21 protein-coding genes and 1 tRNA gene are annotated in these 21085 nt (G+C 64.9%); 10 read left to right on the forward strand and 12 right to left on the reverse strand.

Annotation, left to right across the window (positions count from 1 at the left end):
• Window positions 1–168 precede the first annotated feature (168 nt).
• A complete protein-coding gene (gene scpA / locus AC1ROB_RS02315) occupies window positions 169–2328 on the reverse strand; it encodes a methylmalonyl-CoA mutase (RefSeq protein ID WP_492972368.1) in 2160 nt (719 codons plus the stop codon).
• Between the two features lie 402 nt (window positions 2329–2730).
• Between scpA and AC1ROB_RS02320 the strand changes: the two genes are divergently transcribed.
• Complete coding sequence (locus AC1ROB_RS02320) at window positions 2731–3786, forward strand: DUF2806 domain-containing protein (protein WP_492972367.1); 1056 nt, start codon at window positions 2731–2733, stop codon at window positions 3784–3786.
• Between the two features lie 126 nt (window positions 3787–3912).
• Here AC1ROB_RS02320 and AC1ROB_RS02325 read toward each other — a convergent pair whose 3' ends face one another.
• A complete protein-coding gene (locus AC1ROB_RS02325; protein WP_492972366.1) occupies window positions 3913–4551 on the reverse strand; it encodes a glutathione S-transferase family protein in 639 nt (212 codons plus the stop codon).
• A 157-nt stretch (window positions 4552–4708) separates the two neighbouring features.
• Here AC1ROB_RS02325 and AC1ROB_RS02330 point away from each other — a divergent pair, with 157 nt between their 5' ends.
• Window positions 4709–5785 carry an alpha/beta fold hydrolase gene (locus tag AC1ROB_RS02330; protein ID WP_492972365.1) on the forward strand — a complete coding sequence of 359 codons (1077 nt, stop codon included), beginning with the start codon at window positions 4709–4711 and terminating at the stop codon, window positions 5783–5785.
• Between the two features lie 69 nt (window positions 5786–5854).
• On the opposite strand, the gene AC1ROB_RS02335 is transcribed toward AC1ROB_RS02330, so the two are convergent.
• The 3 genes from AC1ROB_RS02335 to AC1ROB_RS02345 all read right to left on the reverse strand — a co-directional run bounded on the left by AC1ROB_RS02335 (window position 5855) and on the right by AC1ROB_RS02345 (window position 7705).
• Window positions 5855–6727 carry a hypothetical protein gene (locus tag AC1ROB_RS02335; protein ID WP_493031373.1) on the reverse strand — a complete coding sequence of 291 codons (873 nt, stop codon included), beginning with the start codon at window positions 6725–6727 and terminating at the stop codon, window positions 5855–5857.
• A gap of 196 nt (window positions 6728–6923) precedes the next feature.
• Window positions 6924–7478, reverse strand: coding sequence for a GNAT family N-acetyltransferase (locus AC1ROB_RS02340; protein ID WP_492972363.1), 555 nt, complete (start codon window positions 7476–7478; stop codon window positions 6924–6926).
• Complete coding sequence (locus AC1ROB_RS02345; RefSeq protein ID WP_492972362.1) at window positions 7475–7705, reverse strand: hypothetical protein; 231 nt, start codon at window positions 7703–7705, stop codon at window positions 7475–7477. Before AC1ROB_RS02345 ends, AC1ROB_RS02340 begins: the two co-directional genes overlap by 4 nt.
• A 69-nt stretch (window positions 7706–7774) precedes the next feature.
• On the opposite strand from AC1ROB_RS02345, the gene AC1ROB_RS02350 reads away from it, so the two are divergent.
• The 7 genes from AC1ROB_RS02350 to AC1ROB_RS02380 all read left to right on the forward strand — a co-directional run bounded on the left by AC1ROB_RS02350 (window position 7775) and on the right by AC1ROB_RS02380 (window position 15205).
• Window positions 7775–8719: a LysR family transcriptional regulator gene (locus AC1ROB_RS02350; protein WP_492972361.1), complete on the forward strand. Its 945-nt coding sequence runs from the start codon at window positions 7775–7777 to the stop codon at window positions 8717–8719.
• On the forward strand, window positions 8716–9069 hold the full coding sequence (locus AC1ROB_RS02355) for a winged helix-turn-helix domain-containing protein (protein ID WP_492972360.1): 354 nt from the start codon (window positions 8716–8718) through the stop codon (window positions 9067–9069). The genes AC1ROB_RS02350 and AC1ROB_RS02355 overlap by 4 nt, the downstream gene beginning before the upstream one ends.
• A gap of 71 nt (window positions 9070–9140) precedes the next feature.
• The gene (gene modA, locus AC1ROB_RS02360) at window positions 9141–9902 is read left to right on the forward strand and encodes a molybdate ABC transporter substrate-binding protein (RefSeq protein ID WP_492972359.1); all 762 of its coding nucleotides are present in this window, start codon (window positions 9141–9143) and stop codon (window positions 9900–9902) included.
• Window positions 9903–10000: 98 nt separating this feature from the next.
• Window positions 10001–10693 (forward strand): molybdate ABC transporter permease subunit, encoded by a 693-nt coding sequence (modB, locus tag AC1ROB_RS02365; protein ID WP_492972358.1) that lies wholly within the window; start codon window positions 10001–10003, stop codon window positions 10691–10693.
• Window positions 10690–11772 (forward strand): molybdenum ABC transporter ATP-binding protein, encoded by a 1083-nt coding sequence (gene modC / locus AC1ROB_RS02370; RefSeq protein ID WP_492972357.1) that lies wholly within the window; start codon window positions 10690–10692, stop codon window positions 11770–11772. Before modB ends, modC begins: the two co-directional genes overlap by 4 nt.
• Before the next feature lie 81 nt (window positions 11773–11853).
• Window positions 11854–12306, forward strand: coding sequence for a PaaI family thioesterase (locus AC1ROB_RS02375; RefSeq protein ID WP_492972356.1), 453 nt, complete (start codon window positions 11854–11856; stop codon window positions 12304–12306).
• A gap of 4 nt (window positions 12307–12310) precedes the next feature.
• A complete protein-coding gene (locus tag AC1ROB_RS02380) occupies window positions 12311–15205 on the forward strand; it encodes a helicase-related protein (protein ID WP_492972355.1) in 2895 nt (964 codons plus the stop codon).
• Between the two features lie 6 nt (window positions 15206–15211).
• On the opposite strand, the gene AC1ROB_RS02385 is transcribed toward AC1ROB_RS02380, so the two are convergent.
• Complete coding sequence (locus AC1ROB_RS02385; protein WP_492972354.1) at window positions 15212–15706, reverse strand: hypothetical protein; 495 nt, start codon at window positions 15704–15706, stop codon at window positions 15212–15214.
• 257 nt (window positions 15707–15963) lie between these two features.
• Here AC1ROB_RS02385 and AC1ROB_RS02390 point away from each other — a divergent pair.
• Window positions 15964–16040, forward strand: a tRNA-Arg gene (locus AC1ROB_RS02390).
• An 8-nt stretch (window positions 16041–16048) separates the two neighbouring features.
• Here AC1ROB_RS02390 and AC1ROB_RS02395 read toward each other — a convergent pair.
• Genes AC1ROB_RS02395 through AC1ROB_RS02420 form a run of 6 tightly spaced genes read right to left on the reverse strand, consistent with a single transcriptional unit; the run spans window position 16049 to window position 21085 of the window.
• Complete coding sequence (locus AC1ROB_RS02395) at window positions 16049–16813, reverse strand: HpcH/HpaI aldolase family protein (RefSeq protein ID WP_492972353.1); 765 nt, start codon at window positions 16811–16813, stop codon at window positions 16049–16051.
• 30 nt (window positions 16814–16843) lie between these two features.
• Entirely contained in the window at window positions 16844–18283 is a 1440-nt protein-coding gene (locus AC1ROB_RS02400; RefSeq protein ID WP_492972352.1) for an NAD-dependent succinate-semialdehyde dehydrogenase, read from the reverse strand.
• 31 nt (window positions 18284–18314) lie between these two features.
• Complete coding sequence (locus AC1ROB_RS02405) at window positions 18315–19136, reverse strand: SDR family NAD(P)-dependent oxidoreductase (protein ID WP_492972351.1); 822 nt, start codon at window positions 19134–19136, stop codon at window positions 18315–18317.
• Window positions 19133–20155: a Gfo/Idh/MocA family protein gene (locus AC1ROB_RS02410; protein WP_492972350.1), complete on the reverse strand. Its 1023-nt coding sequence runs from the start codon at window positions 20153–20155 to the stop codon at window positions 19133–19135. Before AC1ROB_RS02410 ends, AC1ROB_RS02405 begins: the two co-directional genes overlap by 4 nt.
• A complete protein-coding gene (locus AC1ROB_RS02415) occupies window positions 20148–20465 on the reverse strand; it encodes a cupin domain-containing protein (RefSeq protein ID WP_492972349.1) in 318 nt (105 codons plus the stop codon). The genes AC1ROB_RS02410 and AC1ROB_RS02415 overlap by 8 nt, the downstream gene beginning before the upstream one ends.
• On the reverse strand, window positions 20462–21085 hold the full coding sequence (locus AC1ROB_RS02420) for an ATP-binding cassette domain-containing protein (RefSeq protein ID WP_492972348.1): 624 nt from the start codon (window positions 21083–21085) through the stop codon (window positions 20462–20464). Before AC1ROB_RS02420 ends, AC1ROB_RS02415 begins: the two co-directional genes overlap by 4 nt.

Genomic DNA, 21085 nt, shown 5'->3' on the forward strand with positions numbered 1-21085 from the left:
TGAGGATTTTTTCTGGAAACGGATGCCCCGGCGGGCGAGGCGCAAAAGCGCGCGCGGCCGGGGCCTAGCGGCCTGCGTGCAGGCGGCTGGCGCGATTGAACAGGGAAAGATTGCGCGCGCGGATCATGATGAGGGCAATATGGGACGCGGCGCGGCCGCTTTCAACCGCTACTCGGCGGCTTTCGAATGCTGCTGGCGGATCAGCTTGACGATTTCGGCAGCAGCATTGGGGATGTTGGTGCCGGGGCCGTAGATGCCGGCGACGCCCGCTGATCGCAGGAAGTCGTAATCCTGCGGCGGGATGACGCCGCCGGTGATGACGAGGATGTCGCCGGCGCCTTGCTTCCGCAAGGCATCAATCAACTGAGGAACCAGCGTCTTGTGGCCGGCGGCCTGCGAGGAAATGCCGACCACATGCACGTCGTTGTCGATGGCGTCTTTCGCGGCTTCCTCGGGCGTCTGGAACAGCGGGCCGACATCGACGTCGAAGCCGAGATCGGCGAAAGCGGTGGCGATCACCTTGGCGCCGCGGTCATGGCCGTCCTGGCCGAGCTTGACCACCAGCATGCGCGGGCGGCGGCCTTCCTCGGCGGCGAAGGCCTCGATCTCCTTCTGGATCATGCGGAAACCCTCGTCATTGGCATAGGCCGCGCCATAGACGCCGCTGATCGAGCGCACGGTCGCCTTGTGCCGCGTAAACACGCGCTCCATCGCATCAGACATCTCGCCGACGGTGACGCGCGCCCGCGCCGCATTCACGCAGAGTTCGAGCAGGTTGGCGGTGCCGGCGGCACCGTCTTCAAGCGCCTTGATCGCCGCTTCGGCCTTCGCCTTGTCGCGGGTGTTGCGGATAGTCTTCAGACGCGCCACCTGGCTGTCGCGCACCTTGGTGTTGTCGACTTCCAGCGTTTCGGGCTTGTCGTCCTGGCCCGGGCGATACTTGTTGACGCCGACGATCACGTCTTCGGCGCGATCGACGCGGGCCTGGCGGCGGGCGGCGGCCTCCTCGATCTTCAGCTTGGGCATGCCGGATTCCACCGCCTTGGTCATGCCGCCCAGGCTTTCCACTTCCTGGATCAGGGCCCAGGCATGGGTGACCAGCGCATGGGTCAGCGCCTCGACGTAATACGAGCCCGCCAGTGGATCGACCACCTTGGTGACGTAGCTTTCCTCGGCGATGATGAGCTGGGTGTTGCGGGCGATGCGGGCGGAGAATTCGGTCGGCAGCGCGATGGCCTCGTCCAGGGCATTGGTATGCAGCGACTGGGTGCCGCCGAGCACGGCGGCCATGGCCTCGATCGCCGTGCGCACCACGTTGTTATAGGGGTCCTGTTCGGTGAGCGAGACGCCAGACGTTTGACAATGCGTGCGCAGCATCAGCGACCCGGTTTTCTTCGGGTTGAACTCCTTCATGATGCGCGTCCACAGGAAGCGCGCGGCGCGCAGCTTGGCGATCTCCATGAAGAAATTCATGCCGATGGCGAAGAAGAAGGACAGCCGCCCGGCGAAAGCATCGACATCAAGGCCGCTGGCAATCGCGGTGCGCACATATTCCTTGCCGTCGGCCAGCGTGAAGGCCAGCTCCTGCACGGCGGTCGCGCCGGCCTCCTGCATATGGTAGCCGGAGATCGAGATCGAATTGAACTTCGGCATCTTCTGCGCCGTGAAGCCGATGATGTCGGATATGATCCGCATGCTGGGCGCGGGCGGATAGATATAGGTGTTGCGCACCATGAACTCTTTCAGAATGTCATTCTGAATGGTGCCGCTGAGCTGCTCGGGCTTCACGCCCTGTTCCTCGCCGGCGACGATGTAGCAGGCGAGCACCGGCAGCACCGCGCCGTTCATGGTCATCGACACGCTCATCTTGTCGAGCGGGATGCCATCGAACAGGATCTTCATATCCTCGACGGAGTCGATGGCGACGCCGGCCTTGCCGACATCGCCGACCACGCGCGGATGATCGCTGTCATAGCCGCGATGGGTGGCGAGATCGAAGGCGACGGACACGCCCTGCTGGCCGGCGGCGAGATTCTTGCGATAGAAGGCGTTGGATTCTTCTGCTGTCGAGAAGCCGGCATACTGGCGGATGGTCCAGGGCCGGTTGGTGTACATGGTGCCGCGCACGCCGCGGGTGAAGGGCTCGAAACCGGGCTGACTGTCGAGCGTCTCCAGGCCTTCGAGATCGGCGGCGGTGTAGAGCGGCTTGACCGCGATGCCCTCGGGCGACTGCCAGACCAGATCGGCGAGCGGCTTGTCGCCCAGCTCCTTCTGCGCCAGCTTCGCCCAGGCTTCGGGGAAAGACATCTCGCTCTTGTCGCTGCTCATCTTCTCTTACATCCCACCCGTCCACAGACTGCATATGCTGCGGTGCAGCAGCAGTATGAAGCGGGCCTCGCGATGCTGTCAAAGTGCCTTAACGCCAATCCTATCATAGCCGGCGGCGGGCCGCTGTGAGCCCGGCGCGCGCCAAAGCCGTCCTAACTGGGCCTGCCCGGCGCCAAACCGAGCCAAACTTGGCCAAACTCGTCCAAAGATGACCTGCGAAAATCCGGCTAAGCTATTGGGACTGTGTGGTAAGTGGTTGGAATCTGGTGGAGGCTCGGATTGCCAACACGCACGTCTGCCAGAAAGCTCAGAAATCGCAATTAGATTTGGAACATTATGGCAACAAAATCTTGTCCTGTCCAGAATTATGATACAGCCTCAATGAGAACCGAGGGGGCGAACATGAATGACGAAGCATCAAAAAATGATTCGGCAGTTGCGCCGACAGATGACAATAGCGGCCTGCCTTCACTCTCGGAATTTCTGAGCGGTATACCGGCTATCTTCCAAAAGCCACTGGCCAAAGCATTCGGGCGTTTGCTCTTAGGCCTTGTTGATGTTCCTGGCGCCAAGCTGGAGGCCATGGCGAAGGACATTAAACACAATCAAGTAATGAAGCAGAAAGTACGAGCCGCAATGGCAGAGCGCGCAATTTCAATTTTGCCTGATAAGCCTGAAATCGTAGATCGGGCACTAGAGCACTTCGTGAATGAAGCACTTGGAAAACAGAAAAATCGCGAAGCGGTGTTCCAGCATACTGTCGAAGAACTGCGTTCAGAACACTTACAACTAACAACAGATAATGCGGGCGATAAAGATGCCAACAAAAATCAATTCAAAGAAATGGATGAGGACTGGCTTAACATTTTTTCTGGCTACGCAGAAAAAGCTTCATCAGAAAGATTGCAAGCGTTATTTGGCCGAGTGTTAGCAGGTGAAATAAAAAGACCCGGACACTGTTCATTATTCACATTAGATTTTCTTTCTAAACTCGGCCAAAAAGAGGCTGCTGATATCATTTCGATCGCTCCATATATGATCGGAGATTCATTTATTCTTACCGAATCAACTAAGAAAATTTTGACGTTTAGCTTGGCGTCGAAGCTCTCGGCTTACGGGATCGTTACATCAACATCAGTTGGTGTGGGGCACGCGAAGATGACGTACAAAACTACTCAAGGAAACATTTTCCACGGAAGGAAGCACGCACTCACTATCGCTAATAATCACATATTATTCTTTGTAACCGATGAAGAGAAAACTATAGATATCGAGTGCGCGATCCTTACACCTCTTGGGTTTGAAGTCCTTCAACTTCACACCGTAGACATCGATAAACAGATGCTGACTGAATTAGCGGCTCATCTTAAAAAGCAAGGAGCGGACTTATATATAGGCAATATTACTGAGCAGACAGAGGGCTCAACCTCGTACGATAACCTTCAAAAAGTAGAGTAAATATCTGAAACCAGATTTACGCCTTTTATTGCATTGCCATTCACATTGCTGTCCGCGTTTATCAAAAAAATAGATGCGAAATATAACGCGCGACTTGCCACAGAATGCCTTCACTAGGCTGTATTCTCACCCCAGCAGCAGCTCCATCCCCGGATCGCCCTTCTGCATGGCGCGCTGATGGGCCGGGCGCGCGGCCACGCGCTGCAGCCAGGCGAGGATATTGGGATAGCCTGAGAGATCGACCGGCTGGTAATGCCGCATGGTGGTGAGCGAGAAGACCGGCATGATATCGGCCGCCGTAAACTCTGCACCGGCCAGCCAGGCATGGTCTTTCAGCCGCGCATCCATCATGGCGAGCATCATGCCGAGCCGCGTGACGCCGGTTTTCGCCGCCGGGTGATCCGCCGGCGCGCCCAGCCGGCCGCTGACCAGCACGCGCATCATCGCGGGCTGCAGGCTGCCATTGGCGAAATGGAACCAGTAGAGATAATCGGCAAAGGCGGTGTCATTGGCGCCGGGTCGCAGCCTGCCCATGCCGTATCGCCCGAGGATGTAATCGACCACCGCGCCGGACTCGGCCAGCACCAGGTCGCCATCGGTAATCACCGGCGCCAGGCCCATCGGATGCAGGGCGCGATACTCGGCCGGCGCCTGGAAATTCGGCTGGCGCGCATAGACCTTCAGCTCGTAACTGATGCCCAGCTCCTCGCAGAGCCAGACGATGCGTTCGGACTGCGACTTGCCAAGATGATGGACGGTGAGCATGCGGACTCCCAGATGTTGAGCGGTGTGCGGTATCCGGACAGACGATCACGGATATTCTATGGCAGGACCGGCCTTTTAGTCACAGGCATCGGGCGGTGTTTCTGGCACACTGCCATCAATAAAAGCCATGCGTAAAAACCGTCCATGGGAGGACATCATGACACGTCGTGCGCTCTTCGCTGTCGCCGTCACGGCCGCTGCCGGCTTTTTTGCCGCCGCCCCGGTCCCTGTCTCTGCCGCCGATTATCCCGCGGCAAAGGATGGCCTGTTCGTGGCCAGGGATTTCAAGTTCCATACCGGGCAGGTGCTGCCGGAGGTGAAACTCGCCTACAAGACCATCGGCGAACCGACCGGTCAGCCGGTGCTGATCCTGCATGGCACGGCGGGATCGGCGCAGAGCATGCTGACGCCGGGCTTTGCCGGCGAACTGTTCGGCGCCGGCCAGCCGCTGGATGCGACGAAATACTACATCATCATCCCCGATGCGCTGGGCGCGGGCCGCTCGTCGAAACCGTCCGACGGCATGAAGGCGGCCTTCCCGCAGTATAACTACGACGACATGGTGGATGCGCAGCATCGCCTGGTGACCGAGGGCCTGAATGTGAAGCGCCTGCGGGCGGTGCTGGGCAATTCGATGGGCGGCATGCATAGCTGGATCTGGGGCAGCCGTTACCCCGAGATGATGGATGCGCTGGTGCCGATGGCGGCGCAGCCGACCGAAATGGCCAGCCGCAACTGGATGATGCGGCGGCTGCTGATCGAGAGCATCAAGGCCGATCCGGATTACAACGCCGGCAACTACACGGTTCAGCCCAAGAGCATGAAACTGGCGAATACCTTTTTCGCCATCGGCACCAGCGGCGGCAATCTGGCCTATCAGATGCTGGCGCCGACGCGCGCGGCGGCCGACAAATTCGTCGACGAGCGCCTGGCGGCGGCTTTCACGGCGGACGCCAACGACTTCATCTGGCAATGGGCCTCGTCGGGCGACTATAACGCCGCGCCGGGTCTGGCGAAGATCAAGGCGCCGCTGCTGGCGATCAACGCCGCCGATGACGAGCGCAATCCGCCCGAGACCGGCCTGATGGAAGCGGCGATGAAGCAGGTGAAGGGCGGCAAGCTGTATGTGATCCCGGCCAGCGCCGATACGCGCGGCCATGGCACGACGGGCAATGCGAAATTCTGGAGCGCACAGCTCAAGACATTCCTCGACGGCCTGCCGCCGAAAAGCTGATCGGCAGCGCAGAGACGCAAAAGGCGGGCGACCTGCGCCGCCCGCCTTTCCCTGACCCTGCCAACATACTTACTGCGACATCGCGGTCGGCGCGCCGCCGCTCAGGCCGGCATTGGCCGCCACGGCGGAGGCATTCTCCACCGCGACAGCCTGGTTGGTGGCGCTGACGCCGGTGCCGCTGTTAACACCCGCGCCCGCCGCCGCCGCGCCATGGTTGCCGGTGGCCGCGAGGCCTGCCGAACCCGCAGTGCCGCTGGTGACGCCCAGGCCGCCACGGCCCGCGCTGGCACCGGTGGCATTACCGGCACTCGCACCGATGGCGGCGCCACGACCGCTGCCATTGCCGGCCGCGGCATTGCCCGCACCGCTCACGCCGATGCCGGCCGTGGTGTTGCCACCGGTATTCGCCGCCGCCGCGCTGACACCGGTATTGGTGCCCGCGCCGACGCTGCCGCCATTCGGACCGGTGACACCCGCATTGCCGGTCACGCCGCCATTGACGCCGACACCCGAGGGACCGGCCGCGACGCCGGCGCTCACACCGGTCGTCCCGGTACCGCTGGTGCCGTTACTGGCATTGGCGGCACCGTTGGCACCGACCGCTGCATTGGCCCCGACACCGGACGGCCCGACACCAATGCCGGTGCTGCCACCGACGCCGACACCGCCACTGCCCGATCCGCTGCCCGCAGACCCGCCGCCGCTGGCGCTGGCGCCGCCACTGGCACCACCGCCGCCAGCCGCACCGGCGGCGCCGGCCGCGGCACCCGCGGCAGCACCGGCTGCGGCACCCGCCGCCCCGGCCGCATCACCGGCTGCACTGGCCGCTGCACCCGCAGCCGCACCGGCAGCACCCGCGGCACCGCCGCCGGCCGCCAGCGCCATCGACGACACCGAGAGCATCAGCGCACCCGCCATCACGGCATATGAAATCTGTCTCATCTGTTTTCTCCTGTCTGAGGGATAGACATATCGACACGAGACGCCGCCGTTGCGGCGACGCCTGCCGAGTCAGATGAGAAGACCGATGTGGGATTGCCGTGACATTGATCAAATTGCGGGCGTTTGACACCGGCGGGTCACAGCCGGCGGCGCGCGGGCGCAGTGCAGCATCGGCCAGGCTTCGTTATCGGCCGCGTTATGCGTCCGGCGGCGTCCCTGCGCCGTCTCCCAGGCTGCGCTGCATCAGCACGGTGTCGCGCCAGCCGCCATGCTTGTAGCCGACATTCTCGAACGTGCCGACCAGGCGGAAACCGCAAGCGCTGTGCAGGCCGATGGAGCCGGCATTGGCGCTGTTGCCGATGATAGCGATCATCTGGCGGAAGCCGGCGGCCGTGCATCTTTCGATGACGCATTGCAGAAGCAGCCGGCCGATGCCACGTCGCTGCGTGCCCTCGGCCAAGTAGACCGAGTCTTCCACCGTGAAGCGATAGGCGCGGCGCGGGCGATAGAGCGTGGCATAGGCATAGCCGAGCACGCGGCCGTCAGCGCTGTCGATTGCGGCGATATACGGCAGGCCATGGCCCAGCACGCTGTCGCGGCGGTTCAACATCTCGTCCAGAGCGGGCGGCTCTTCCTCGAAGCTCGCCAGGCCATGCCGCACATGATGGGCATAGATGCGCTGGATCGGCATCATGTCCTCGGACGTGGCATCGCGCAACAGGACGGTATCGGCAGGCGTGAAGGCGTTCATGGGATCCAGGGCGTGGTGTTGTAACCCGGGCCGGCATGCGGCCGGGTGAGGTCGAGGTCGCGCAGCTGCCAGTCCTCCAGATCGGCGGGCAGACCGCTGCCATGCCCGGCCAGCGCCCGCAGCAGCGCCGGCCAGTCGAAAAGCCGGGCGTCGAAAAGCCGGGCGTCGAGGAGGCGGGCGTCGAGACGGCGGGCGGGCAGGGGCTGGAACAGGGTGAGCAGCGTCATGACCGCAGCATGCCGCAAACCGTCGCATAAATTAAATTTTGCCTTCTTATACAATTCATGAGAAATACTATGGATATGCGCGGTTTCAATCTCGACCACCTGCAGACCTTTGCCGATGTTGTCCGGCTCGGCAGCTTTTCGGCCGCTGCCGCGCGGCTGAACCTGACGCAGCCGGCGATCAGCCTGCAGGTGCGCCAGCTGGAGCAGAAGCTGGGCGTGCGGTTGATCGAGCGGGTGGGGCGCAAGGCCACGGCAACGGCGGCCGGCCGCGAACTGCTCGGCCATGCCGGCCATATCGATGCCGCCGTGAATGCCGCGCTGGAAGACCTGACCCAGCATGCGAAGACCGTGGCCGGCCGCGTGCGCATCGGCATCGGCGCCACCGCCTGTATCCACTTTCTGCCGCCGGTGCTGGGCGAGCTGCGCCGGCGCTTCCCCGCACTCGAACTGGTGGTCAATACCGGCAATGCGCCCGATGTGCTGCGCGCCATCGAGGACAACACCCTGGATCTGGGCCTGATCACCCTGCCGCCGGCGCAGGCCGGTGGCCGCGTGCGCAACCTCGGCCGCAGCCTGGAGATCACCACGCTTTTACAGGATGACTTCGTCGCCATCTTCCAGAAGGACAGGGCGCAGAAGGGCACGGCGCTGCCGGCCATGGTGAGCCCGGCGAGTCTCGCCGCGCTGCCGCTGGTGATCCCCGAGCCCGGCGGCCATACGCGCAGCCTGATCGAGGACTGGCTCGGCCAGGCCGGGCTGGCCTGGAAGCCGGTGATGGAACTCGACAGCGTGGAGGCGATCAAGCAGCTGGTCGCTGCTGGCCTGGGCTGCTCGGTGCTGCCCGGCATGGCGCTCTCCACGCCCGATGCCCGGCGCGGATTGATCGTGCGGCCGCTGAAGCCGAAACTGACGCGGGTGCTGGCGCTGGCGCTGCGCCGCGACAAGCCCTTGAGCCGGGGCCTGCGCGAAACCGTGGCGGCGCTGCAGCGGGCCGGAAAGGCGCATAAGACATGACGAAAGCCAAAGCCGTTGCCGCCACCCGGCTGAGAATCGTGCTGGCGCCCGGCGTGTTCCTCGGGCCGGGCAAGGCCGACCTGCTGGAAAACATCGCCGCGACCGGCTCGATCTCGGCCGCCGGCCGGCGCATGGGCATGAGCTACAAACGCGCCTGGCAACTGGTAGAAACGCTCAACGGCTATTTCAAGACGCCGCTGGTGACGGCGGCCACCGGCGGCAAGGCCGGCGGCGGCGCCAGCCTGACCAAGCGCGGCGCCGATGTGCTGGCGCGCTATCGCGCCATGGAAGCCGCTACGGCCAAAGCCTGCGCGGCGGATATCCGGTCGCTGCAGAAACAACGCGGCTGACGGCCGCTGCTTCGCTATTGCCGCAGGGCTATAACGGCCGCTATAGTCTTCTGGACATAACGGAGACCGCCATGCGCATCCTGCCGCTGATCCTTGCTGCCGCCCTCGTCACCGCGCCGCTTGCGGCCAAAGCCCAGGAGCTGCTGGTCTTCGCTGCGGCAAGCCTGAAAACGGCGCTGGACGAGATCAACACCGGCCGGCCGATCAAGGTCTCCTATGCCGCGTCTTCCGCGCTGGCGAAGCAGATCGAGGCCGGCGCACCGGCCGATGTGTTTCTCTCCGCCGATCTCGACTGGATGGATTACCTGGAGCAGAAAAAGCTGCTGAAGGCCGACACGCGCAGCAGCCTGCTCGGCAACCGCATCGTGCTGGTGGCACCGAGTGATTCCAAGACAAGCGTGCAGATTGCGCCGGGCTTCGATCTCGCGGCGCTTCTGGGCCGGGACGGCAAGCTGGCGATGGCCGATGTCAATGCCGTGCCGGCCGGCAAATACGGCAAGGCAGCGCTGGAAGCGCTGAATGTCTGGCCCTCCGTCCAGGGCCGCGTGGCCCAGGCCGAGAATGTGCGCGCGGCGCTGGCGCTGGTGGCGCGCGGCGAAGCGCCGGCAGGCGTTGTCTATGCCACCGATGCGGCGGCCGAAAAAGGCGTGAGGGTGCTGGATGCTTTCCCGGCCAACAGCCATCCGCCGATCGTCTATCCGGCCGCCGTGCTGGCGGACTCGAAGCATGCGCAGGCCGCCGCCTATCTGGCCGCTCTGCGCACGGCCGCAGCAAAGGCCGTGTTCGAGAAGAACGGCTTCACCCTGCTGGCGCCGGATGCGAAAACCAATTGATCCATCCCGCCGACGTCATGCCACGCTTGGTGGCATCTACGTCTGTATTCCGTTGAAAGTCGTGGATGCCACGGCCTTGCCGTGGCATGACGGTTGGTATGTTCGCCCTCACCCCTGAAGAACTCACCGCCATTGCGCTCAGCCTGAAGGTGGCGCTGGTCGCCACTGCCGGCAGTTTGCCGTTCGGTGTGCTGATTGCATGGCTATTGGCGCGCAAGAGCTTTCCCGGCAAGGCGCTGCTGGATGCCGCCGTGCATCTGCCCCTGATCCTGCCGCCGGTGGTGACCGGCTATCTGCTGCTGCTGGTCTTCGGCCGGCGCGGCCTGCTGGGCGGATTCCTGGCCGAGCATCTGGGCATCGTGCTGGCGTTTCGCTGGACCGGCGCGGCGCTGGCCTGCGCGGTGATGGGCTTTCCGCTGCTGGTGCGCGCCATCCGGCTGTCGATGGAAGCCGTCGATCCCAGACTGGAACAGGCCGCCCATACGCTGGGCGCCCATCCGGCACTGGTTTTCCTCACCATCACTCTGCCGCTCAGCCTGCCCGGTATCCTGGCCGGCATCGTGCTGAGCTTTGCCCGCGCGTTCGGCGAATTCGGCGCCACCATTACGTTTGTTTCCAATATCCCCGGCGAGACGCAGACCCTGCCGACCGCCATCTATGTCTTCACCCAGGTGCCGGGCGGCGATGCCCAGGCGCTGCGGCTGACCGTGATCGCGATTGCCATTGCCGCCGTGGCGCTGATCGCCTCCGAGCTGCTGGCCCGCCGCATGGCGAAGCGAATCCTGCAATGAGCCTGCAGGTCGATATCACCCATGCCCAGGGCGATTTCACGCTCAACGCGCAATTCGCCTGCGACCACGGCCTGACCGCTTTGTTCGGCCGCTCGGGCGCCGGCAAGACCACGCTGGTCAACCTGATTGCCGGGCTGCTGCAGCCCCGGCACGGCCGCATCAGCATCAACGGCCGCGTCCTGGTCGATACCGCAGCCGGCATTTTCGTGCCGCCGCACCGGCGCCGCATCGGTTACGTGTTCCAGGAAGGCCGGCTGTTTCCGCATCTGACCGTGCGGCAGAACCTGCTCTATGGCCGCTGGTTCAACGGTCGCAGCGACGCCATCACGCTGGAGCAGATCGTCGATCTGCTGGGCATAACAGCCCTGCTGCAACGTCGCCCGGCCACGCTGTCGGGCGGCGAGAAACAGCGCGTCGCCATCGGCCGCGCGCTGCTCAGCCGGCCCGAACTGCTGCTGATGGACGAGCCGCTGGCAGCCCTGGATGCCGCGCGCAAGGACGAAATCCTGCCCTATCTGGAACGTCTGCGCGACGAACTGAATCTGCCCATCGTCTATGTCAGCCATGCGATCCCGGAAGTGACGCGGCTGGCCGATACCGTGGTGCTGCTGTCAGACGGCCGCGTGCAGGCGGTGGGCACGATGGCGGATTTAAGCAGCCGGCTCGATCTCTTCCCGCTCACCGGCCGCTACGAGGCCGGCGCGGTGCTGACCGCTACGGTTGCGGGCCATGACGAGACCTATGGCCTGACAGAACTGCACAGCAGCGCTGGCCGTCTGTATATCGCGCGCAGCGACCGTGGCGTCGGCGAGACCGTGCGTTTGCGCATCCGCGCCCGCGATGTGACGCTGGCGCTAAGCCCGCCATCCGACACCAGCGCGCTCAACATCCTGCCTGGCATCGTCACCGAGCTGAAACACGATGGCGGGCCGCAGGTGGAAGTGCAGATCGACTGCAACGGCGCGCTGCTGCTGGCGCGGGTGACGCGGCTCTCGGCCGAACGTCTCGGCCTGGCCCCCGGTGTTGCGGTGCACGCGATGATCAAGACGGTGGCCCTGGACGGCGGACGGCGGCGCTAGCGGGTCTCACGGCGGCCGGGCGGCGTTGCACCCCTGCGCAGGCCGACAGTATACTGACGGCCACAACCGGAGCCTCCGTCCATGTTCGCCCGCCCCGGGCCCGTTTTCGACCCTAGCCTTGCCGGCTGGGTCAGGCCCTTTGCCGAAAACCTGATCGGCCAGACCGCCTTCCACCGCTGGGCCGGACTGGACCTGCTGAGCCTTGCGCCCGGGCGGACCGAAGTGGGCTTCACTGCCCAGGGCGATATGCTGGTTTTCGGCAAATATGTGCATGGCGGCGTGCTGAACGGCCTGCTGGAACCGCCGGCGCTGCTCGCCATGCTGGGTCATATGCGCGAAGATGAAACCGCGATGACCGTGGATATTCATGTGCAGCATATCCGTTCCGTACAGGCCGGCGAGCGCGTGATCATGACCGGCACCATGCTCAAACGTGGTCGCAGCGTGGCCTTCTGCGAGGTCGCGGCAACCGTGGACGAGCAGCTGTGCACGACAGCCCGCATCACCAAAACCATTCAGAATAAGGCGAGTTGAAGCCGTGACCGATCTCAAGACCGCCGAAAAGGGCCGCATCCTCTGCGTGCTGGGGCCGACCAATACCGGCAAGACGCATCTGGCCGTGGAGCGGCTGCTCAGCCATCGCAGCGGCATCATCGGTTTGCCACTGCGGCTGCTGGCGCGAGAGATTTATGACCGGGCCGTCAAGATCAAGGGCGACCGTCATGTGGCGCTGGTCACCGGCGAGGAGAAGATCATCCCGCGCGGCGCCACCTGGTTCGTCTGCACCGTGGAAGCCATGCCGCTGGACCGGACATACGACTTCCTGGCCGTCGACGAAGTGCAGCTGGCGCAGGATGCCGAGCGCGGCCATGTCTTCACCGACCGCCTGCTGCATGCGCGCGGCACCGAAGAGACGATGTTCTTAGGCTCCGATACCATGCGGGGCCTGATCCGCCGCCTGGTGCCGAAGGCCGAATTCGTGGCGCGGCCGCGGCTTTCCCAATTGACCTATGCCGGCGCCAAGAAGCTGTCGCGGCTGCCCAAGCGCTCCGCCATCGTCGCTTTCTCGGCCGCCGACGTCTATGCCATCGCCGAACAGGTGAAGCGCCAGCGCGGCGGTGCCGCCGTCGTTCTCGGCGCGCTGTCGCCCCGCGCCCGCAACGCCCAGGTCGAGCTGTTCCAGAACCGCGATGTCGATGTGATGGTGGCCACCGATGCCATCGGCATGGGCCTCAATCTCGATATCGAACATATGGCCTTCGCTGAGTTGACGAAATTCGATGGCATAGGGATGCGCCCGCTGACGCCGGCCGAGATCGGCCAGATCGCCGGCCGCGCCGGTCGTCATCTGCGCAACGGCACGTTTGGCACCACGGCCAACTGCGCCCCGCTGGAACCCGACCTGATCGAGCGGATCGAGAATCACCGTTTCGAGCCGGTGGTGGCGGCGCGCTGGCGCAACAGCGATCTAGATTTCCGGTCTGTTGACAGCCTGATCAGAACATTGGATCTGCCGCCGCCGCGCGAGGGCCTGACGCGCGGCCGCGATGCCGACGACCTGCTGAGCCTGCAGGCCCTGAAGGCAGACGCCGCGATCATTGAGCGTGCGACCTCGAAGGAGCGCGTGGAACTGCTGTGGCAGGTCTGCGCCATTCCCGATTTCACCAAGGACCTGTCGGACAGCCATGCCCGCCTGCTGAGCCAGCTCTATGTGCATCTGGTGGACAACCACGGCAAGCTGCCAAGCGACTGGGTGGCCGGTCAGCTGCGCAACATCGACCGCACCGACGGCGATATCGACACGCTGTCGCAGCGGCTGGCGCATATCCGCACCTGGACGACCGTGACCCACAGAGGAGGTCATTCGGGCGGCGGCTGGATGGAAGATGCGCAGAGCTGGCAGGCGAAGACGCGCGCCATCGAGGACAACCTGTCTGATGCGCTGCACGAGCGGCTGACCGAACGCTTCGTCGACCGTCGCACCAGCGTGCTGACGCGCGGTCTGGCCGAAGATATCTCTCTCCTGGACGTCAAGCTGGGCGAAGACGACGCGCTGACCGTGGATGGCGAGATCATCGGCCATCTGCGCGGTCTGCGCTTCCGCCCGGTGGGCCATGACAGCGTGGAACAGCGGCGCATCCTGCGTTCAGCGGCGCTGCGGGTGCTGGGTCCGGCGCTGAACGAGCGCGCCCAGGCCATGCTGGCGCTGGAAGATGGCAGCTTCGCGCTGTCGCCCGAAGGCGGCATCATGCTGACCACGCCGGAGAAGGAGAGCGTGACACTCGCCATCCTGGCCAAGGGCGCCGAGATGCTGGAGCCGAAGCTGACCCTGCTGGCCGACGAGCAGCTGCCGGCGGACACCCGCAAGGCGGTGGACGAGAAACTGCAGAGCTGGCTGAAGCGGCATCTGCACCAGCATCTGGGCGATCTCCATCGCCTGCGCGACGCCGAGCTGAAGGGCACGGCGCGCGGCGTCGCCTTCCAGCTGGCGATGGATCTGGGCACCGTGAAACGCGACGATGTGGCCGACCTGGTGCGCCATATGGGCCAGGCCGAACGGCATCCGCTGCGCAAGATGGGGGTGAGCTTCGGCGAGACCCATATCCTGGTGCCCAAGCTGCTCAAGCCCAAGCCGACCCAGCTGAAGACGCTGCTCTGGGCCGTCTATAATGGCAAGGAGCCGGAAGCACCGCCGACGCCGGGCCTGACCTCGCTCCCCGTTCTGGAATGGCGCGACGACCGCTGGTGGCTCGCCGCCGGTTTCCTGCGCGCCGGCCGCCAGGCCTTCCGCCTGGATGTCGTGCAGCGCATCGGCGAAGGCGCACGCCAGGCCGAACATGCGGCCCGCCAGGCGCTGAAGCAGGACAAGGCGGCAAAACGCGAGACGCCGAAGCCGGATGCCGCGCCCGCGGCGGCAGCAGAGACAGAGGCTGCGGAAAACGAACTGGCGGCAACGGAACTGGCCGCCGTGGAAGCGGCGCTGGCGGAAGCCGTGGCTGATGACGCGATCGAGGTCGCCGCCGGCCCGGAACCGATCGGCGAGCGGATCGGGCAGCCGATGGAAGCCATGGCCGAAGCCCCGGCGCCGGTGCTGCATGCGGATGCCGCGCCCAAGGATGTACCGAGAGATGCGCCGAAGCGGAAAAAACCGCTGGGTCCGCCGGGCAGCTTCCAGGTCGATACCGCCTGGATGAACCTGGCCGGCTGTGGCCCCGAGGAACTGGACCGCCTGCTGTTCGCGCTGGGCTACAAGACCATCAGGGCGCGCGATCCGGAAACCAAAACCGATGTGACGCTGTATCTGCGCTCGCACAAGGCCATCGTGGAAAAGCGCAAGCGCGAGGACGAGAAGCGGCGCGAGGACGAGGCCAAGATGGCGGACTCCCCCTTTGCCGCACTGCTCAAGCTGAAGCAGCAGCAGGGCCGGCGCTGACGATTTTCAGAGTTTGAGCTGGGCGCGCTTTTCGCACTGGCCGAGCGCGCGCAGCAGGCGGTTGACCGCCGCCTCCAGCTCGCTCATCGCCACGGCGTCGATCACCCAGTCACGCTGCTGCTCGACCAGATCGGCCTGCACGGCCTGCAGTTCGAGCAGGATCAGCGCGGTGAATTCCAGACGCTCGGAGACCGGCATATGGTCGAGCGGGCAGCGATGGCCCATCGAGAAGGGCCCGAGCACGTCGCGAATATGCATACCGATGCCGCGCGCCTCGCTGATGCGCTGAGCATCGGTGGGCAGCATCGGGGCGATGGCATGCAGGTTGGCCTGGGCGGCGATCAGGCAGAGCAGGCCGTGATAGGCATTCTCGATGGCGGCGATCCAGTCTTCCAGCATGCCGGCGCCGCTGCCCATGGCGGGCGTCAGCGTCGCGGCGGAGAGGAAATTCACGCCATCGCGCAGATTCTGGCGGGAGAGTTCGGTGAAGGACGACGACATCACGGCGGCTCCTGGCTGCCGGCGATCCGAAGGCTGGGGAGGCCTGCTGGGAGGAACCGGCAAACCCACCCTGCCACCGGGCAGCCCGTCGCACGCAGTTACTTTTCAGATATGGCCGGCGGCCTGTGATACTTGTCACAACTGCCGAAACCGCAGGCGGACCATCCGAAAGCCGTTGAATTCCCGCAGGATGATGCCATCCGTATGCGGCGGCGGGTTGCGGCAGGCCGGCGGGGCGACTATTTTCGCCGCCGTGCGTCTCCGTAGCTCAGCTGGATAGAGCGGCTGCGTCCTAAGCAGCGGGTCGGGAGTTCGAATCTCTCCGGGGACGCCAACTTCAGTTCAGGCGCGGAAGGCTGCCGTCGCAGCCCGCGCGCCGGCTTCCAAAAACCGTGCATCCGATCCGACCGTCAGCAGCGCGAAGCCTTTTGCCGCCATGCGCGCGGCATAGGCCGGCGCGCCGCAATGCAGGCCGCAGGGCAATCCGGCAGCGGTGCAGCGCGCCAGAATATGATCGAGCAGCGCCAGCATCTCCGGTTCCTCGCGGTCGAAGCCCGGCGTGTAGCCGTGGCTAAGCGCCAGATCGGCCGGACCGATATAAAGCCCGCCCAGACCGGGCACGGCGAGGATCGCATCGAGATTGTCGACAGCGGCGCGCGTCTCGATCATCGCAAGCGGCACGATCTCCGCATTGGCGCGCGTGGTATCGGCGTAAGCCTCGGCCAGCGCCAGACGCGCGCGGATCGGCCCGAAGCTGCGCGCGCCCAGCGGCGGATACAGGCAGGCTGCCACCAGCCGGCGCGCATCGGCAGCCGTTTCGATCATCGGGGCGATGATGCCGCGCGCGCCGGCATCGAGCGCGCGCATGATGGCGGCCTCATCCAGCCAGGGCACGCGCACAAGTGCGGCCGCGCCGGCCTTTTCGATGATCGGCAGCAACGCTAGCAGATCGCCGTAATCCGCCGTGCCATGCTGCATGTCGATGGTGACGCTGTCCCAGCCGCCCTGCATCAGGGCTTCCGCCGCCAATGGCGAGGGCAGCGCGATCCAGCCGTTCAGGACGGCTGCGCCGGCACGGGCCTGGCGTAGCCGATGAGCGAAGGTCATGCTCAGGTCCCCGTTTTCAGGCCCCTGTCCTCAGGCCCAGGTCATGTTGGTGAGCTTGATGTTCTGGTAATCCTGGATCGCCTGACGCCCGCCCTCGCGGCCCATACCGGAATGATCGACGCCGCCGAACGGCGTTTCGGCATGCGCGATCAGGAAGGAATTGATCCCGACCATGCCGGCGCGCAAGCCGGCCGAGAGCTTTTCGGCCTTGGCCGAACTGCCGGTAAAGGCATAGGCCGCCAGGCCATAGGGCGTGCTGTTGGCGCGCGTGATCGCATCGTCGAGGGACGTGAACGTCGCGACCGGCGCCACCGGGCCGAAGGGTTCCTCGATCATGATGCGGGCATCGTCGGGTACATCGGACAGCACCGTCGGCTCGAGGAAGAAGCCCTTGTTGCGGCCTTCCGGCCGGCGGCCGCCGCTGCGGATTTTCGCGCCGCGCTGGACCGCATCGGCGATCAGACCCTCGACCTTGTTGCGGCCCGAGGCCAGCGTGAGCGGCCCCATGGTGGTGGCCGGATCGCGGCTGTCGCCCACCTTCAGGGCTTTGGCTTCCGTCACCATCCTGTCGAGGAAGCGGTCGATGACCGACTCTTCGACATAGAAGCGGTTCGGCGCGATGCAGACCTGGCCGGCATTCCTGAACTTGAAGGTGGCGCATTGCACCGCGGCAGATTCCACATCCGCATCGGCGCAGACCACCACCGCCGAATGGCCGCCGAGCTCCATCGAGCAGCGCTTGACGGTTTCGGCCGCCTGGGCCAGCAGCATCTTGCCGACCGGGGTCGATCCGGTCAGCGAAATCTTGCGGACCTCTTCGGCCTGCATCAGGCTCGGTACGATATCGTTGGCGCGGCCAGTCAGCACTTGCACGACGCCGGCGGGCACGCCGGCCGCCACGCAGGCCTCGGCGACCAGCGTGGTGGTCATCGGCACCTGTTCGGACGGCCGCACGATGACGGGACAACCGGCGGCCAGCGCCGGAGCGATCTTGCGCGCCGGCAGGTTGACCGGGAAATTCCAGGCCGAGAAGGCCGCCACGATGCCGACCGGCTCATGCGTCACGATCAGGCGGCCGCCCTGGCGCGAGCGGATCGTCTCGCCGAACAGGCGCTCGGCTTCGCCGGCGAACCAGTCGAACTGCTCGATGGCCGCGTTGACCTCGCCCTCGGACTGCGCAATCGGCCGGCCGATCTCCATCGACAGCGCACGCGCGATGGCGCCCTTGCGTGCTTCCATCTCGCGCGCAATGCGCCGCAAAATCTTGCCGCGCTCCCAGCCATGCACCGCCGACCAGACCGGCAGGGCCGCCCGGGCATGGCCCAGCGCCTCGGCCACTTCGGCCGGGCCGCAGGCCGGCTGCAGCCACAGCACCTCTTCGGTGCAGGGATCGATCACCGGCAGCGATTCAGTCTGGGTCTTGCTGCGGAATGCGCCACCAATCAGCGCACAGGGCTGGTCCACGGTCATGCTGTAGGTCCTTTTGGAGTCTGTGTGGTTTTCACTGCGACGCGGTCACGCCGCCATCGATGTAGACGACCTGGCCGGTCATGTAGCTGCCGGCCGCGGCGGCGAAGGTGATGACCTGGCCGACGACCTCGATGGGTTCGCCGATGCGGCCGAGCGGATTGCGTTCCAGGATGAAATTCTTGAAGGCCGGCCGATCGAGATGCGGCCGGATGCGGTCCGACTGGATGAAGGTGGGCGCAACGCCGTTGACCGTGATGTTATGCGGTGCCAGTTCCATCGCATGCTGCTTCACCAGCATGACCAGCGCGCCCTTGGTGGCGCAGTAGGCGGAATAGCCGCGCCCGCGCAGGGCCAGCTGCGAGCGGACGGACAGGAGATGGATCTGGCGTCCGCCCCGGCCGCGCGCAATCTGGTCGCGCGCCACCGCCTGGCCCAGGAACATCGCCGAGCGCAGATTGGTCGCATAGACCTCGTCGAAGGTCTCCGGCGTGACGTCGAGGATGGCCTGTTCGCGCTGGATGCCGACGCAGTTGACCAGGACGTCCACACCACCCATCCGCTCTATCGCCTCCGCGGTGGCGGCGAAGATGGACTGCTCCCTGCGGGCATCCAGGGCGATGCCATGAGCCTTGCCGCCGGTGGAGACAACCCGTTCCGCCAGCGCCTCGGCCTTGTCCAGGCTGGGCCCGGCGACGCAGATCTCGGCGCCCAGCCGGGCCATGGCAACCGCGATGGCTTCACCGATGGCGCCATATCCACCGGGAATGAAGGTGCGCAGACCGCGAATGCTGAAGAGGCTGTCGACCTGCCCCAGATCGATCACCGGGGTGAGGCTTTCGGTTTGAACATTCATGGGTCGATCTCCACGCCGGCGGCACGGTAAACACTTTCCATCAGATCCAGCGTCTTCAGGTTGCCGAGCCGGTCGGTTTCGAACGGCGTTCCATCGCTGAGGCCCGTCATGAAGGACCGGATGGCCGTATCGAAGCATTCCTGGTAGCGGCCGAGCAGGTCGACCTCCTCGAGGGTTTCCGCTTCACGGCCGACGATGAAGATGCGGTTCAGCTCCATCACGATGGTGCCTGTGGTGCCGACAACCTCGAGCCGGTCGCCATGCAACGGCGGATAGCCGGGCGCGCAGAGACTGCCATCGGCGGTGGCGATCAGGCCGTCCTCGCCTTCCATCAGGATGGCGGCCGTATCCTCGCCGGGCAGGCCGCTGGCCAGACGCCCCAGCCGCGCGGCGACCACCTGCAGCGGCCCGACCAGGCATAGCAGTACATCGAGATGATGGATCATGGTCTCGAAGACGAGATTGCGCGCGAACCCTTTCAGATATGGCTGCCGCTCGATCAGGAACGGCACCGTGCCCTCGCGTTCGCACAGCCCGGAGCCGCGACAGGAGATGGCCACGTGACGGATTTTTCCGATGCGGCCGCCGTCGATCCAGCGCCGCACGGTCATGTAATGCGGCCGGAACCGGTAATTCTCATGCACCATGAAGCGCACGCGGTCGCCGACATCCGCGACCAGGTCCCGGGCCTCGGCCACCGTCGCGCACATCGGCTTCTGCACCATGATATGGATGCCGAAATTGGCGGCCAGCCGCGCCATCGGAGCATGCGCGCCAACCGATGCCGCAATATCCACGATATCGAAGCCGCCATGGGCGAACATGTCGATGGCATTGCTGTAGACCCGCGACACGCCGAACTCCAGCGCGCGCGCTTCCGCCTTCGAGCGGTCGGTGTCGCAGACCGCCACGATCTCGACACCGGCGGCTGCCCAGGCGCGCAGGTGATACAGGCTGATCAGGCCGCAGCCGATCAGCGCAACGCGCAATTTACGCTCGGTCATGACGGGATCAGCCATGAGGGGGTCCGAAGGTTCCATATCCGTAATGCCAGACACTGCCTGAATCGTTTGTGGTGCGCAGCGTATGGCGCATGCCGGCCGGAATCCGCACCAGGTCGCCGGCCTTGCACAGACTGCGCTCGCTGCCCACTTCGATCTCGACGCGCCCTGCGGCGACAACCACGAATTCATCGCTTTGGTGCACGAAATCCGCCCAGACCTGCCCGGGCGGATCGACATAGGTATCGAAGGTGAAGCCCGGGAAATCCGCACGGATGGCGTCTGGGGAAACCGGGACGTCATAAGCCTCTGACTGGAACCTACTCACGCGGCGCGATCCGTCAGCAGGCCGCCCAGATAGGCGCGCGCCGGCTCGAAGGCCAGCAGCGCGTCGTAGTCCGGAACGCAGGTCGCCGCGCCCTTCTGCACGAAAATGAACTGCTCGCAGATTTCCTGCAGGATCTCGAGATGGAATTTCTCGTTCGGATGGACGCAGAGAAACACCAGCCGGCCTTCCGCGCGCAGGCGCCGGAAGAAATCGAGCATGAAACCGATATAGCCATCCTGCGTGTTGAACTGCGGCTCGTCGAACAGATGTACCATCGGGTAGTCGGACCCGGCGGGTTCGAGCAGCGCATTCGGCGTCCAGGACCGGAAATGACGGACCTGATAGGACTGGTGATAATGGATGGCGAGGCGGTCGCGCTGGTCGGTGCGGACGCGATGGATGTTGCGGCCCATCACCTGCACCTCGCCCGCCGTCGGCGCATTCGATCCGGTCACCAGCTCGAACAGCGTGGTCTTGCCCGAGCCGTTCGGCCCCATCATGCCGACGATGGACGGGCGTTCGATGGTGAAATCGGCCGTCAGCCGGAAGGTCGGCGTGCGGTCGAACCGGCCGCGGCGATAGACTTTCTCCAGCGCTTTGACATCCAGCATCGCGGTCAT

Source organism: Ferrovibrio sp. GW821-FHT12F09, from assembly GCF_058806775.1.

Bases quoted from the DNA above. Each gene is read 5' to 3' on its own strand.
- scpA (WP_492972368.1), bottom strand. From the start codon at position 2,328: ATGAGCAGCGACAAGAGCGAGATGTCTTTCCCCGAAGCCTGGGCGAAG.
- AC1ROB_RS02320 (WP_492972367.1), top strand. From the start codon at position 2,731: ATGAATGACGAAGCATCAAAAAATGATTCGGCAGTTGCGCCGACAGAT.
- AC1ROB_RS02325 (WP_492972366.1), bottom strand. From the start codon at position 4,551: ATGCTCACCGTCCATCATCTTGGCAAGTCGCAGTCCGAACGCATCGTC.
- AC1ROB_RS02330 (WP_492972365.1), top strand. From the start codon at position 4,709: ATGACACGTCGTGCGCTCTTCGCTGTCGCCGTCACGGCCGCTGCCGGC.
- AC1ROB_RS02335 (WP_493031373.1), bottom strand. From the start codon at position 6,727: ATGAGACAGATTTCATATGCCGTGATGGCGGGTGCGCTGATGCTCTCG.
- AC1ROB_RS02340 (WP_492972363.1), bottom strand. From the start codon at position 7,478: ATGAACGCCTTCACGCCTGCCGATACCGTCCTGTTGCGCGATGCCACG.
- AC1ROB_RS02345 (WP_492972362.1), bottom strand. From the start codon at position 7,705: ATGACGCTGCTCACCCTGTTCCAGCCCCTGCCCGCCCGCCGTCTCGAC.
- AC1ROB_RS02350 (WP_492972361.1), top strand. From the start codon at position 7,775: ATGGATATGCGCGGTTTCAATCTCGACCACCTGCAGACCTTTGCCGAT.
- AC1ROB_RS02355 (WP_492972360.1), top strand. From the start codon at position 8,716: ATGACGAAAGCCAAAGCCGTTGCCGCCACCCGGCTGAGAATCGTGCTG.
- modA (WP_492972359.1), top strand. From the start codon at position 9,141: ATGCGCATCCTGCCGCTGATCCTTGCTGCCGCCCTCGTCACCGCGCCG.
- modB (WP_492972358.1), top strand. From the start codon at position 10,001: ATGTTCGCCCTCACCCCTGAAGAACTCACCGCCATTGCGCTCAGCCTG.
- modC (WP_492972357.1), top strand. From the start codon at position 10,690: ATGAGCCTGCAGGTCGATATCACCCATGCCCAGGGCGATTTCACGCTC.
- AC1ROB_RS02375 (WP_492972356.1), top strand. From the start codon at position 11,854: ATGTTCGCCCGCCCCGGGCCCGTTTTCGACCCTAGCCTTGCCGGCTGG.
- AC1ROB_RS02385 (WP_492972354.1), bottom strand. From the start codon at position 15,706: ATGTCGTCGTCCTTCACCGAACTCTCCCGCCAGAATCTGCGCGATGGC.
- AC1ROB_RS02395 (WP_492972353.1), bottom strand. From the start codon at position 16,813: ATGACCTTCGCTCATCGGCTACGCCAGGCCCGTGCCGGCGCAGCCGTC.
- AC1ROB_RS02400 (WP_492972352.1), bottom strand. From the start codon at position 18,283: ATGACCGTGGACCAGCCCTGTGCGCTGATTGGTGGCGCATTCCGCAGC.
- AC1ROB_RS02405 (WP_492972351.1), bottom strand. From the start codon at position 19,136: ATGAATGTTCAAACCGAAAGCCTCACCCCGGTGATCGATCTGGGGCAG.
- AC1ROB_RS02410 (WP_492972350.1), bottom strand. From the start codon at position 20,155: ATGGCTGATCCCGTCATGACCGAGCGTAAATTGCGCGTTGCGCTGATC.
- AC1ROB_RS02420 (WP_492972348.1), bottom strand. From the start codon at position 21,085: ATGACCGCGATGCTGGATGTCAAAGCGCTGGAGAAAGTCTATCGCCGC.